Genomic DNA, 12,256 nt, shown 5'->3' with positions numbered 1-12,256 from the left:
TGAGCACGCCGGCAGTCGTCGCCCTCGGCGCGACTAACCACGGAACGGTTCGGGTATGGATCGCGGCATGAGCGAAGAGCCGAGTGACCGGGTCGAGAATCGGGCCAACCTGCTGCCGGAGGAGGAGTCCGTGGGCAGCGACGACCCGCAGGCGCAGGCCGCGGCGGTGCTGGCGGACTCCGATTCCCGCGAGGCGGGGGCGGCGGCGTTGGCCGAGTCCGACCCCGGCACCACGGAGGCGGAGCGCCGGATCGCCGAGGCGGCGGCCGCCCCGGACTCGTTCCTGGAACGGCGTACCTCGGAACAGACCGTGACCCCGGAGCAGCCGGCGCCCACCGATCAGCAGCCGGCCACCCCGGAGCCGCCGGACTGACACCCCGGGTCGTGGAACCGCTGCCGACTCAGCCGAGTGGATCCCACTGGCTCGCGTAGCGCAGCAGGGACTGGGCCAGGTCGGGGTGGCTCGCGGCCCACAGGTCGTCGAAGAGGAACCACTGCTGGTAGCCGAACACCTCGTCGATGTGCATGGCCAGTTGGGCGAGGTGCGCCGAGACGAGCAGCATCGACCGCTCCGGGTGCCGGTCGTCGCGGACCGCCGGAAACGCCGCCCGGCGGGCCCGCACCGGATCGTGGTCACCACCACCACTGCCGTCGCCGGGGCTGTCGGTGCGGTCGGGCAGGTCGGGCCAGGGCTCGCAGATTGTCTGTTGGAAGCCCGGCCAGGCGTTGGCCCGGCGCAGCGCCGGCTCGATCGACTCGTCGGCCGGCTCGACAAGCGCCGCCAGCACCTTCAACTCCGGCGGCCAGTCCGGATCGGGCTCACCCGAGGCGGCGAGCCCGTCCCGGAGCCGGGCCGCAAGCCCCGGCAGGCGCACCCCGGGGAACACCTGGGGCGGGGTGGTGGCGATGGACGCCCCGTCGTAGAAGGTGAGCAGCACCGCGTAGCTGTCGCCGGGGCCACCGGCGGGTGGCAGCGCCGGTCGGGCGGGCAGCACCGGCACGAAGGCGGCACCGGGCCGGTCCGGCACGGTCACCTCGGCGGGCAGCGGCCAGGACTGGAACAGGTAGGCCAGCCGCTCCGGCTCGGCGGCCACCACCTCGTCGTCGAGCAGGAAGTACGCCAACTCGACCTCGTCGTCGTCGGTGTACGCCCGCACGGAGTGCTCGGTGACCCGCAGATGGGTCTCCGGCTCCCCTTCGAGATAGAGGTGCTCGGCGAGCAGCTCGTGCAGCTCCCGCCAGTCGCGGGGCGGGGCAAGCTGCCGCACCGCCGCCTCCTCGAAGACCGAGTCCAGTCCGTAGACGTCGACGCCGAGCTGGTCCTCGACCCACTGTTCCGGGTCCTCGACGGCCCAGCCCTGGCGGAACCAGTCCAGCACCCGCACCCCGGGCAGGTGGCGGACGTGCTTGCTCAGCGGCCCGTCGTAGTGCGAGCGGTAGCAGAAGTACACGCCCGGCATGGTGCACCATCCCACCGACACTTCCGCCGTCGGCACCGGCTGGAGCCGACGGCCGGACCTGTGCCGCCCCGGGTCGCTCAGATGGCGGTGGCCCGGGCCACCTTCCACACCCCGCCGACCCGGCGCAGTTCGAGGACCACCCGGTTCTGGTCGACCTTCTCGCCGTCGGTGTTGGCGTTGCGCCGGTACTGGTTCAGGTAGACCAGCAACTCCACCTCGGCGGCCCCGGCCCGGATCACGCCGCTGGCGGAGACCTCGGCGAGTACCACCGCCTGCTCGGCGACGGCTGTCGACTTCAGCGCCGAGGTCGTCTCGGCGTACTCGTCGGCGAATGGGCCGGTCACGAAGGCCCGGCCGTTCGCCACGCTGGCGTCGAAGCTGCGGTAGTCGTAGGAGAAGATCGCCTTGGCGGCGGGAGCGGCGGTGGCCAGCGCCTGGCGTACCGCGGAATCGCGTTGTTCCGCCTGGTGGTGGGCGTACCAGGCGGTGCCGGCGGCCGCCGCGGCGAGCACCGTGGCGACCGCCAGCGCGAGGTGCAGCCGGGAGCCGACATTCCGTCGGCGCCGCCCGGAACCGGCACCGTCGTCGTCGCGCCCCGCACCGTCGGCGTCGCGGTCCTCGGCCTCGGCGGCCGGCTTCTCGGCGGTACGCCACCGGGGGCGTAACCGTCGGGCGAGCGTGGCGATCGATCGCATCGGGAACTCCTCTGCTCAGCCGACGAACTGGAGCCGGGAGACCAGCCAGGTGTCGGAGTCGCCGTCCCTGGTCAGGTCGACCTGGATCCGGTAGTGGGCGGGCCGCCCGTCCGGGGCGTTGACGTTCTTGACGGTCGCGTCCATCGCCACCAGCACCACCGCGTGCCGGCGGTTCCCGGAGAGCAGGCCGGCGCGCAGCACCGTACCCCTGGACTCGACCTTGTTCTCCAGCACCGCCTGCCGGACCTTGGCCTGGCCCCGGACGAACTCCTCCCTGAACTCCCCGGTGGCTCCGGCGGTGATCCGTTGCAGGTCGCTGTCCACACTGGACGCGCTCACCGAGACGAAGTTGACGGTCGTCTGCCGCGCGGCGGCCAGCGCCTGCGTGTGTGCCCTGGCGACCGCGTGGTCCTGCCACCACCGGTTGCCGAAGAACCCGGCCAGGGCGAGGGCCGCACAGAGCGCGGCGACCAGCGCGACCGTCGTCACCGGCGACCGTCGACCCGGTCCGCCACGCCCACCCGCCGCCTCCGAAACCGGATCGGCTCTTCCGCTGTCCGAATCCGGATCCGTACCCGAAGCCGTATCGCGGTCTGTGCCCGTCGGGTCTTCAGCGTCCGTCGCGTCTTCCGAGTCGGTCGCGTTTTCCCGGACCGTCGCGCGTTCCGGGTCGGTCGCGTCGTCCGGGTCAGCTGTGGCGCTCTCCGGCCGGTCGACCGGTTCCTGGTCGAGCCGTTCCAGGATCTCCTCGACCGGGTCCTTGGCGGCCGGGACCCGGCGCGTCACCGTACGCCGGGGCGTCGTCCGCCCACCCCGGGCCGGCTGCCGGATCGCCTCGCCCGACCGGCGGGCCGCGCCGGTCGCGCCGCGTCCCCGACCGTCGGCCTGCCGGGGTACGTCCGCCGTGCTCGACTCGTCCGCCGCCGTTCCCCTGACCAGTTTCAACCTGCGTTCCTCACCGCTTGGCATCGGTCGGCTCCTTCCCGCTTCGCATCGGTCGGCCCTTCTGGTCGGTCACGGCGCGAGGCCGGCGAGTAGGAGTTGTTTCCAGGACTGTTCGCCGGCGAGCCGGTACTGCCCGCCGGTGGAGCCGAAGGAGAGCGGGCCGCCGGCCGGGCCGAGCGCCAGCCCGGTCGCCGGGTCGTAGCCGGCGACCGTGGCCGGTGAGACCGGTGGGGTGTGGTCGCCGTCCGGCGCGTCCGGCTGTGTCAGGGCCGGCCCGCCGGGGCGTGGCGGCGGCGGGTCGGTGCCGCCGGGCCGGGGCGCCGCCGCGTTGCCCCGGACGCTGGAGCCGCGCGCCTGCTCCGCCCGGCTGCATCCGGTGGAGCCGTCGTAGACGCAGGCCGGCGGATCGGCGACGTTCAACACCAGTCCGAAGTGCACGCTGCCGTCGCCGGGCGTGACCGTGAACGCGCCGTCCACCACCAGCGGATAGACCACCAGCAGCTGCTCGATGCCGGGCAGCCGCCGGGCGGCCACCCCGTTCACCGCGACCAGGTTGCCGAGCAGGGTGCCGATCGACGGGTCCAGGTCGCGCAGCAGCCCGACCAGTTCGGTGGCGGCGGGCGGCCCGTCGGCGAGGATCCGCCGCAGGTCGGGATCGGCCGCCCGGACCGTTTCGGCGAGCCGGGCCAACCCGTCCGCCCAGCGGCGCAGCGCTTCGGCGGACTCCTGCTGGGTACGCAGCACCGTGCGCCCGTCCCGGATCAGCGCCACCGTCTCCGGCAGCCGTACCGTCGCCTCGGCCAGCAGCGCGCCGCTGGCGTCCAGGATCCGCCGCAGCGCCGCCTCGTTGCCCTCGAAGGCGACACCCAGCTCGTCGATCACCACCGCCAGGTCGTCCGGGTCGATGGAGCGGACCAGCGCGTCCAGGTTGGCCAGCAGGGTCTCCGGGGCCAGCGGGATGCCGGTCCGGTCCCGGCCGATCACCGCCCCGTCCCGCAGCCACGGCCCGGTGTCGCGTTCCGGCCGCAGGTCGACGTACTGCTCGCCGACGGCGGACCGCTGCGAGACCACCGCCCGCAGCGCGTCGGGTACCCGGACCCCCTCGTCCAGCCGCAGGGTGACCCGGACCGCACCGTCGTGCAGGTCGACCGAGTCGACCCGGCCGACCGGTACACCCCGGTAGCTGACCGACGCGTTCGGGAAGATGCCGCCGGCGTCGGCGAAGTCGGCGTGCACCAGGTAGCCGTGCCCGAGCAGCCGGTCGCCGAGCCCGACGTAGCGGATCGCGACATAGCTGATCCCGAGCACGCTGACCACCAGGAACGCGAGCACCTGGAGCCGGGCGGTACGTCCGATCATCCCCGCGACCCCCCGCCGAGTACGTCGAGCAGCCCGCCGGTCCGCCCCTGCGTCGCCCCGTCCGGCGGTGGCAGCAGGCAGCCGGGGGAGAGGATGGTGCCCAGCGGCAGTTTGGTGCCGGGCGGGAAGATCGTGCCCGGCGGCACCACGCCGCCCGGCGGCAGCAGCCCGCCCGGCGGCAGCAGCGAACCGGGGCGGAGCAGTTCACACCCCTCCGGCAGCTCGCACTCCGGCAGCAGCGGCGGCAGCCAGTCGATCGGCAGCAGTCCGCCGACCGGCAGGCAGACCGGTGGCAGTACGCCGGGGAGCAGTGGACCGACCCCGCCGGGGCGCCCGCCGTCGTCGCCGGGCCGCTGCCCGCCGCCGGTCGCACCGCCCGGCCGGTTGCCGCCGGTGCTGCTGCCGCCGGGTCGGGTCCCCGACGGCGGTTTCGCCACCGGCTTGGCCGAGAAGAGGTTCGCCAGGATGCTCGCGGCGTCCAGGTCGGCGGTGACCGCCAGGTTGATGTAGTCCCCGACTATCGCCCCGGTGACGTTCGGCGGGAACGGGTACGACAGCATGAAGTCGAGCGACTTCGGCAGCGCGTCGCCGGCCCGGACGAGCTGTTCGAGCGTCGGTTGCAGCGCGCGTACGCTCGCCACCAGGTCCTCCCGGCTCTCGGTGACCACCCGGGAGCCGACCCGGCCCAGTTCGCCGAGGGCGGTCACCGCCGCACTGAGCTGTTCCCGCTGCTCGGCCAGGACGGTGAGGCCGGGGTCGAGCGCGTCGAGCGCGTCGCCGATCACGGCACGCTGCCGGGCCAGCCGGCCGGTAAACCGGTCCAGGGCCTCCACCGCGCGGACCAGGTCCGCCTTCTGCCGGTCCAGCCCGGCGACGAAGGTCTCCAACTGGCGCAGCGCGTCCCGGGCGGCCGGTTCCCGCCCCTGGAGGGCGGCGGCGAGTTCCTGGTTGATCGTCTTGAGCTGGGCCAGCCCGCCGCCGTTGAGCAGCAGTCCGAGCGCGGCCAGCACCTCCTCGACCTCGGCCGACCGCTTGGTCCGGGCCAGTGGGATCACCGCGTCGTCGCCGAGTTGTCCGGCCGGCGGCTCGGTGACCGGGGCGGCCAGTGCGACGTACTTCTCGCCGAGCAGGCTGGTCTGCCGGACCGAGGCGGTGGCGTTGGCGGGCAGCCGTACCGTCCGGTCGACCCGGAGCCGGACCAGTGCGGTCCAGCCGCGCAGCGAGATCTGCTGCACGCTGCCCACGGTGACGTCGTTCACCTTCACCGACGCCTGCGGCACCAGGTCGAGTACGTCGCTGAACTCGGCCGTGACCTGGTAGGACGGCCCGCTCGGCGCGCCGCCGGGCAGCGGCAGGTCGGCCAGCTCCGGCACGGTGCAGCCGGCCAGCCCGACCGGGGTCACCAGCACCGCCGCCGCCAGTGCCGCGACCGCCCGCCGCGCCGCCCGTCGCGCCGCCCGCCCGGCTCGCAGGCCCGACGGGCTCTGTGCGGAGTACGGCGGGTTCATCGGACACCTCGCAGGATGCCGCCGAGGGTGCGGTCGAGCGACGCCTCCGGGCCGGGCGCTCCGGGTGCCGGTGTGCCGGTCCCGTCCTCGCCGGTCGCGTCCTCGCCGGTGCCGGTCGGCTCCGGCGTGACCGGGGTGGGCTTGCCCGAGGGTGGCAGGTTGAGCAGCTTGCGCAGCTCCTCCGGCAGCGGCAGCCGTTTCAGGTTGAGCGTCTCGGCCAGCTCGAAGCAGCGCTTCGGCACCTTCGGCGCCGGCAGTGCGTCGGCCAGGCTCGCGCAGACATACGCGGCCGGGTCGTACGGGCCGAGCAGGTTGGCCCGGGTGTCCAGGGTGCCGGAGCGGGCGTTGTAGGCCAGGTTCAGGTTGGACAGCGTCAGCGGCGCCACGTCCAGGATCCTGATCAGCGCCTTCTGCTGCCGGACCAGCACGTTCGTCACGTCCGCGAGCGCGTCCACGTTGGACTTCAGGATCGCCCGGTTGTCGCGGACGAACCGGGTCACCTCGGCGAGCGCGGCGGCCAGGTTGCGCAGCGCGGCGGCCAGGTCGTCCCGTTCGGCGGCGAGTTGGGTGGCCACGTCGGCGAGCCGGGAGTTGAAGGCGCGCACCTGCTGGTCGCTGCGGGCCAGCGCGGTGGTGAACCGTTGCAGGTTCGCCACCGTGCCGAAGAGGTCCTGGCGCCCGACGGCGAGGGTGTCCAGCGCCCGGGAGAGCCCGTCCAGGGTGTCGTGCAGGTTGTCGCCGTTGCCGGCCAGGTTGGCCCGGGCGGTGCCGAGCAGGTCGTCCAGCGCGCCGTCGGCGTTGGCGCCTTCCGGCCCGAGCGCCCGGTTGAACTCGTCGAGCGCCCGGTAGATGTCGTCGATCTCCATCGGCGCCATCGTCCGGTCCACGGGCAGCTCGGCACCGTCGGCCAGCCGGGCACCGCCGGCGTAGGCGGGGGTGAGCTGCACGTACCGGTCGCTGACCAGGCTCGGCGGCACGATCACCGCCGACGCGTCGGCGGGTACGTCGTGCCGGGCGTCGTAGCGCAGCTCCAGCCGGACGGTACGCCCGGACGGGGTGATCGAGACGACCTCGCCGATCCGCACCCCGAGCACCCGTACGTCGGAGCCGGGGTGGATGCCGACCGCCCGTGCGAAGTGTGCGACGAGGCGACGCTGCGGGGTGTCCTGGTGCAGCACAACGAACGCGGTCGCGGCGGCCAGCAGCACCGTCACCCCGGCGGCGAGCAGTGCCCGGCGTCGGCGGTTCGGCACACCCTCGCCGGCCCGGAGCATGCCCTTGCCGGCCCGGAGCACGCCGGCGCCGGCCGGGAGCAGGCGGGTGGAGAAGGGGCGCATCAGCGACCTCCCGTCGGCACGTACGGCTGGAGCAGCCCGCGCAGGTACGAGTCGAACCACCGGCCGTTGCCGAGCACGTTCGTGAAGGCGTCCAGGAAGGGACCCATGGTCTGCAACGTCCGTTCCAGGTTGTCGCGGTTGCGTTGCAGGGTGGCGACCACCCCGCGCAGCCGGCGCAGCGTCGGCTCCAGGGTGGCCCGGTTGTCGGCGACCAGCCCGGAGAGCTGGCTCGACAGGTCGCGGGTGCCGACCAGCAACTGGTGGATCGCGTCCCGCCGCCGGTGCACCTCGTCGAGCAGCAGCGTCCCGTCCGCGACCAGTCGGCGGAACTCCTCGTCCCGGTCGGCCAGTACGTCGGTGACGCCATGGGCCCGTTCCAGCAGTTCGCGCAGCTCGGCGTCCCGGCTGGCGACTGTGCGGGAGAGCCGGGAGAGTCCGTCCAGCGAGGAGCGGACGCTGCCGGGGGTGTCGGCGAAGGTCTCGGCCAGGGTGGTGAACGCGGTCGCCAACTGCCCGGTGTCGATCTCGTCGAGGGTGCCGGCCAGCCCGCTGACCGCCTGCATCACGTCGAACGGCGACGCGGTGCGGGACAGCGGGATCTCGGCGTCCTCGGCGAGCCGGCCCGGCCCGGCCGGGGCCAGCGCCAGGTACTTCTGGCCGAGCACGGTCTTGATCCGGATGGTCGCGCCGGTCTCCCGGCCGAGCCGCAGCTCGCCGTCGTCGACCCGGAACCGCACCCGGACGTACGGGGTGCTGCCGTCGCGGGCCAGCTCCACCTCGGTCACCGCGCCGACGCGTACCCCGGCGACCCGGACCTCGTTCCCCTCGGTCAGTCCGCTGGCGTCCCGGAACGCCGCCGCGTACGCCCGGTCGCCGAGCGCGGTGAGGTCGTCGAGCCGGAACGCCGTCAGCAGCAGGCCGGTCAGCACCACCAGGCCGACCACGCCGACGGCGACGGGATTGCGTTCCCGGAACGGTTTCACCTGGCACCTCCTGGTCCGGCGCAGCGGGCGGCCTGGGAGCTGAACGTGGCGGGGCTGACGGACTGGCCGCCGAGGCTGAGCCGGCCGTCGAAGTCGCAGACGAAGAGGTTGAGCCAGGAGCCGTGCGAGGCGACCCGGGTCAGCGCCTCGTACCGGTCGGGCAGCCGGCCGAGGGTGCCGTCGATGACCGCCGCGTTCCGGTTCAGGGTGCCGGCGAGTTCGCCGAGTTCGGTCACGTCGGCGGCGAGCGCGGGCCGGGCGTCGGCGAGCAGCGCGGCGGTGCTGCCGGTGAGCCTGCCGAGGTTGACCAGGGCGGCGCCGATCGCCTCCCGGTCGCCGGCCAGCCCGGAGACGAACTGTTGCAGCGACCGGATCGTCTGGTCGAGCTCGGCGTCCCTGGCGTCGAGGGTCGCCAGCACCGAGTTCAGGTTGGTGACCACCCGGCCGATCACCGCGTCCCGGTCGGCGAGGGTGTTGGTGAGCGAGGCGGTGTGCGCGAGCAGGCTGGAGACGGTACCGCTCTCGCCCTGCAACACCTGGATGATCTCGTACGCCAGCTTGTTGACGTCCTCCGGGTCCAGCGCGGTGAACAGCGGCCGGAACCCGTTGAACAGGGTGGTCAGGTCCAGCGCCGGGGTGGTCTGGGTGAGCGGGATCAGCCCGCCCGGCGGCAGCGGGGCGCCGCCGCCGGGTCCCTCGGCGAGTGCGACGTAGCGCTGGCCGATCAGGTTGCGGTAGCGGATCTTCGCCTGGACGGTGCTGCGCAGCGGCACCTCCTCGGTAAGCCTCAGGGTCACCTCGGCGACGCTGTCCCGCACCACCCGGATGTCGTCGACCTGGCCCACCTTCACTCCGGCGATCCGCACGTCGTCCCCGGGCAGCAGGCCGGTGACGTCGGTGAACCGGGCCCGGTAACCGGTGCCGCCGAACGAGAAGGAGCCGAGTGCCTGGCCGAGCAGCCCGGTGAGCAGCAGCGTCACCGCCGCGAACGCGACAAGCTTGACCAGCGGGCCGACCGGCACCCGGCGCATCCCCACCCGGCTCATCGGACGTTCACCAGCGCTCCGCGCAGCAGCGGACCCCAGAGCAGGACCGCGATGTCCGGCACCGCCGCCGGCAGCGTGTCGGTGGCCGCCCCGATGATCGGCTTGAGCAGGTTCCGTTCCTCCTCGGTGCCGGCGGAGCCCATCGCCGGTGGGTTGCCGGCACCGGAAGCCCCGCCGGAGGCGCCGTCCGAGCCGGCCGCCGGTTTGCCGACCGGGAGTTTCAGCGGGCCGGGGCGGGGGCCGCCGTGGTCGTAACCGTCCTCGATCCGCACCTCGGGCGCGGGTGGCGTCGGGCGGGGCAGCTCCCGGCACTGCGGCCCGGTCGAGGCGCCGTAGACCGGGGCGTCCCGGCCGGGCTGGTATCCGCCGTTGTCCCGGGTGATTTCCAGGGTCACGTGCATCCGGCCGTTGCGGAACACCTCCTCGGCCAGCGGCTGCGCACCGACCAGCCCCTGCATCAGGCACGGGTACTCCGGCGAGTAGGCGGCCAGCAGTTCGAGTACCGGCCGGCCCAGCTCGCCGAGCCGGATCACCTGCTCGCCGTGCCGGTCCAGGAAGAGCCGGCCCACGTCGGCGGCGTCGGTCGACTCGGCGAGGAAGGCGGCGAGCTGGGTCCGCTGGTCGGCGACGGTCCGGGCGGTCGGGGTGACGTCCCGGAGGATCGCCAGCAGGTCCGGCAGGGCGGCGTCGTAGGAGTCCAGCACGGCGGCGAGCCGCCGGAGGTCCTCGGTGAGCACCGGCAGCTCCCGGTTGAGTTCGGTGAGGTAGGCGTCGAGGTTCTCCAGGGTCCGCCCGAGTTGCTCGCCCCGGCCGTCCAGCGCGGTGGCCAGCGCGGCGAGCGTGCTGGCCAGCTGGTCGGGCCGGATCGACTGGAGCAGTGGCAGTGCCTCGTCGAGTACCCGTTCCAGCTCGACGCCGTTGCGGCTGCGGTCCTGGCTGATCACCGCTTCCGGCCGCAGCGCTCCGGCGGTGGAGCCGGCCGGGGCGACCAGCGCCACGTACCGCTCGCCGAAGAGGGTCTTCGGCAGCAGCCGGGCGGTGACGTCGGCGGGTACCTGCCTGATCAGGTCCGGGTCGAGCGCCAGCCGCAGCCGGGCCCGCGTCCCGTCGCTGTCGATCTCGCGTACGTCGCCGACCGGCACCCCGCGCAGCTTCACCTCGGCGCCGGGACTGAGCTGCATCCCGGTCTGTGCCGTGTAGAGGGTCACCCAGGCGACCGGGGTGAACACCTTCCGATACTGCAACACGGCCAGGCTCAGCGCGGCGCCGAGCACCGCCACGAAGACGATGCCGAGGACGCGCCGGCCCAGCGGCGAGCCCCGGTGCTCCAGGCTCATCCTTGTCTCACCCCGCGATCCGGACGGTCGTGGTCGCGCCCCAGATGGCCAGCGACAGGAAGAAGTCGACGATGTTGATCGCCACGATGGCGGTACGCACGGCCCGGCCGACCGCGATGCCGACCCCGGCCGGCCCGCCGCTGGCGTGGTAGCCGTAGTGGCAGTGCACAAGTACGACGATCACGCTGAAGACGAGTACCTTGCCGAACGACCAGAGCACGTCCACCGGGGGCAGGAAGAGGTGGAAGTAGTAGTCGTAGGTGCCCGCGGACTGTCCGAAGTAGAAGACCGCGATGGCCCGGGTGGCGAGATAGCTGGAGAGCAGCCCGACGACGTAGAGCGGGATCACCGCGACGAAGCCGGCGATCATCCGGGTGGTGACCAGGAACGGCAGCGACGGCACGCCCATCACCTCCAGCGCGTCGACCTCCTCGGAGATCCGCATCGCGCCGAGCTGGGCGGTGAAACCGGAGCCGACCGTCGCCGACAGGGCCAGCCCGGCGACCAGCGGGGCGATCTCCCGGGTGTTGAAGTAGGCCGAGACGAACCCGGTGAAGGCGCTGCTGCCGAGCTGGTCGAGAGCCTGGTAGCCCTGTAGTCCGACCTCGGTGCCGGTGAAGAAGGTCAGGAAGCAGATCACCCCGACCGTGCCGCCGGCCACCGCCAGCCCGCCCCGACCGAAGCTGATCTCGGCGAGCAGGCGTACCACCTCGCGGCGGTAGCGGCGCAGCGCCCGCGGGGTCCAGGCGAAGGCCCGCAGGTAGAAGGCGAGTTGCCCGCCGAGGTCGTCCAGGGTGCGCAGTCCCGGCATCTCACATCCCCCGCTGTGGCACGAGCTGGAAGTAGACCGCGGTGATCACGAAGTTCAGCGCGAAGAGCAGCATGAAGGTGAGCACCACGCTCCGGTTGACCGCGTCGCCCACCCCCTTCGGCCCGCCCCGCGCCGTCATCCCGTGGTACGACGCCACGAGCGCCGCCACCGCGCCGAAGAGCACCGCCTTGACCTCGCCGACGGCCAGGTCGGAGAGCTGCCCGAGCGCCTGGAAACTCGCCAGGTACGCCCCCGGGGTGCCGCCCTGCACCACCACGTTGAAGAAGTAGCCGCCGGCCACCCCGACGACGCTGACCAGCCCGTTGAGCAGTGCCGCCACGAGTGCGGCGGCGACGATCCGGGGCGCCACCAGCCGGTGCACCGGATCGATCCCGAGCACCTGCATCGCGTCCAGCTCCTCGCGGATCTTCCGGGCGCCGAGGTCGGCACAGATCGCCGAGCCGCCCGCACCGGCGATGATCAGGGCGGTCACGATCGGGCTGGCCTCGCGCACCACGGCCAGTACGGAGGTGGCGCCGGTGAACGACTGGGCGCCGAGCTGGCGAACCAGCGAGCCGAGCTGGAGTGCGATCACCGCGCCGAACGGGATCGACACCAGCGCTGCCGGCAGGATCGACACCGAGCTGATGAACCAGGCCTGCTGGACGAACTCGCGGACCTGGAACGGCCGCCGGGCCAACCCGCGCAGTGCGTCGAGGCAGAACGCGAAGAACTGGCCGGCCCCGCCCAGCCCGGCGGCGAACCGGCTCGGCCG

General features: G+C 73.4%; 12 protein-coding genes. 1 reads left to right on the top strand and 11 read right to left on the bottom strand.

Annotated features, from left to right (window positions below; genetic code table 11):
• Positions 1-67 precede the first annotated feature (67 nt).
• On the top strand, positions 68-373 hold the full coding sequence (locus ACN28A_RS33275) for a hypothetical protein (protein ID WP_421402224.1): 306 nt from the start codon (positions 68-70) through the stop codon (positions 371-373).
• A 28-nt stretch (positions 374-401) separates the two neighbouring features.
• On the opposite strand, the gene ACN28A_RS33270 is transcribed toward ACN28A_RS33275, so the two are convergent.
• From ACN28A_RS33270 to ACN28A_RS33220, 11 genes are all read right to left on the bottom strand, one after another.
• Entirely contained in the window at positions 402-1,460 is a 1,059-nt protein-coding gene (locus tag ACN28A_RS33270) for a hypothetical protein (protein WP_421402222.1), read from the bottom strand.
• Between the two features lie 77 nt (positions 1,461-1,537).
• The gene (locus tag ACN28A_RS33265) at positions 1,538-2,155 is read right to left on the bottom strand and encodes a hypothetical protein (RefSeq protein WP_421402220.1); all 618 of its coding nucleotides are present in this window, start codon (positions 2,153-2,155) and stop codon (positions 1,538-1,540) included.
• Between the two features lie 15 nt (positions 2,156-2,170).
• A complete protein-coding gene (locus tag ACN28A_RS33260) occupies positions 2,171-3,124 on the bottom strand; it encodes a hypothetical protein (protein ID WP_421402219.1) in 954 nt (317 codons plus the stop codon).
• Positions 3,125-3,169: 45 nt separating this feature from the next.
• Positions 3,170-4,459, bottom strand: coding sequence for an MCE family protein (locus ACN28A_RS33255; RefSeq protein WP_421402217.1), 1,290 nt, complete (start codon positions 4,457-4,459; stop codon positions 3,170-3,172).
• The gene (locus ACN28A_RS33250) at positions 4,456-5,967 is read right to left on the bottom strand and encodes an MCE family protein (RefSeq protein WP_421402214.1); all 1,512 of its coding nucleotides are present in this window, start codon (positions 5,965-5,967) and stop codon (positions 4,456-4,458) included. Before ACN28A_RS33250 ends, ACN28A_RS33255 begins: the two co-directional genes overlap by 4 nt.
• A complete protein-coding gene (locus tag ACN28A_RS33245) occupies positions 5,964-7,304 on the bottom strand; it encodes an MCE family protein (RefSeq protein ID WP_421402212.1) in 1,341 nt (446 codons plus the stop codon). Before ACN28A_RS33245 ends, ACN28A_RS33250 begins: the two co-directional genes overlap by 4 nt.
• Positions 7,304-8,287: an MCE family protein gene (locus ACN28A_RS33240; RefSeq protein ID WP_421402210.1), complete on the bottom strand. Its 984-nt coding sequence runs from the start codon at positions 8,285-8,287 to the stop codon at positions 7,304-7,306. Before ACN28A_RS33240 ends, ACN28A_RS33245 begins: the two co-directional genes overlap by 1 nt.
• The gene (locus ACN28A_RS33235) at positions 8,284-9,333 is read right to left on the bottom strand and encodes an MCE family protein (RefSeq protein ID WP_421402209.1); all 1,050 of its coding nucleotides are present in this window, start codon (positions 9,331-9,333) and stop codon (positions 8,284-8,286) included. The genes ACN28A_RS33240 and ACN28A_RS33235 overlap by 4 nt, the downstream gene beginning before the upstream one ends.
• Positions 9,330-10,670, bottom strand: a complete 1,341-nt coding sequence (locus tag ACN28A_RS33230) for an MCE family protein (protein WP_421402207.1) — start codon at positions 10,668-10,670, stop codon at positions 9,330-9,332. Before ACN28A_RS33230 ends, ACN28A_RS33235 begins: the two co-directional genes overlap by 4 nt.
• Positions 10,671-10,677: 7 nt before the next feature.
• Positions 10,678-11,481, bottom strand: a complete 804-nt coding sequence (locus tag ACN28A_RS33225) for an MlaE family ABC transporter permease (protein WP_421402205.1) — start codon at positions 11,479-11,481, stop codon at positions 10,678-10,680.
• 1 nt (position 11,482) lies between these two features.
• Positions 11,483-12,232: an MlaE family ABC transporter permease gene (locus ACN28A_RS33220; RefSeq protein ID WP_421404771.1), complete on the bottom strand. Its 750-nt coding sequence runs from the start codon at positions 12,230-12,232 to the stop codon at positions 11,483-11,485.
• Positions 12,233-12,256: the final 24 nt, after the last annotated feature.

It is taken from the genome of Plantactinospora sp. WMMB782 (genome assembly GCF_049179135.1).
Classification (GTDB): Bacteria; Actinomycetota; Actinomycetes; order Mycobacteriales; family Micromonosporaceae; genus Plantactinospora.
The sequence above is the reverse complement of the archived record's forward strand: the minus strand, read 5'-3'. Positions and strand labels throughout refer to the sequence as shown.

Bases quoted from the DNA above. Each gene is read 5' to 3' on its own strand.
- ACN28A_RS33275 (WP_421402224.1), top strand. From the start codon at position 68: ATGAGCGAAGAGCCGAGTGACCGGGTCGAGAATCGGGCCAACCTGCTG.
- ACN28A_RS33230 (WP_421402207.1), bottom strand. From the start codon at position 10,670: ATGAGCCTGGAGCACCGGGGCTCGCCGCTGGGCCGGCGCGTCCTCGGC.
- ACN28A_RS33265 (WP_421402220.1), bottom strand. From the start codon at position 2,155: ATGCGATCGATCGCCACGCTCGCCCGACGGTTACGCCCCCGGTGGCGT.
- ACN28A_RS33225 (WP_421402205.1), bottom strand. From the start codon at position 11,481: ATGCCGGGACTGCGCACCCTGGACGACCTCGGCGGGCAACTCGCCTTC.
- ACN28A_RS33250 (WP_421402214.1), bottom strand. From the start codon at position 5,967: ATGAACCCGCCGTACTCCGCACAGAGCCCGTCGGGCCTGCGAGCCGGG.
- ACN28A_RS33255 (WP_421402217.1), bottom strand. From the start codon at position 4,459: ATGATCGGACGTACCGCCCGGCTCCAGGTGCTCGCGTTCCTGGTGGTC.
- ACN28A_RS33235 (WP_421402209.1), bottom strand. From the start codon at position 9,333: ATGAGCCGGGTGGGGATGCGCCGGGTGCCGGTCGGCCCGCTGGTCAAG.
- ACN28A_RS33245 (WP_421402212.1), bottom strand. From the start codon at position 7,304: ATGCGCCCCTTCTCCACCCGCCTGCTCCCGGCCGGCGCCGGCGTGCTC.
- ACN28A_RS33260 (WP_421402219.1), bottom strand. From the start codon at position 3,124: ATGCCAAGCGGTGAGGAACGCAGGTTGAAACTGGTCAGGGGAACGGCG.
- ACN28A_RS33270 (WP_421402222.1), bottom strand. From the start codon at position 1,460: ATGCCGGGCGTGTACTTCTGCTACCGCTCGCACTACGACGGGCCGCTG.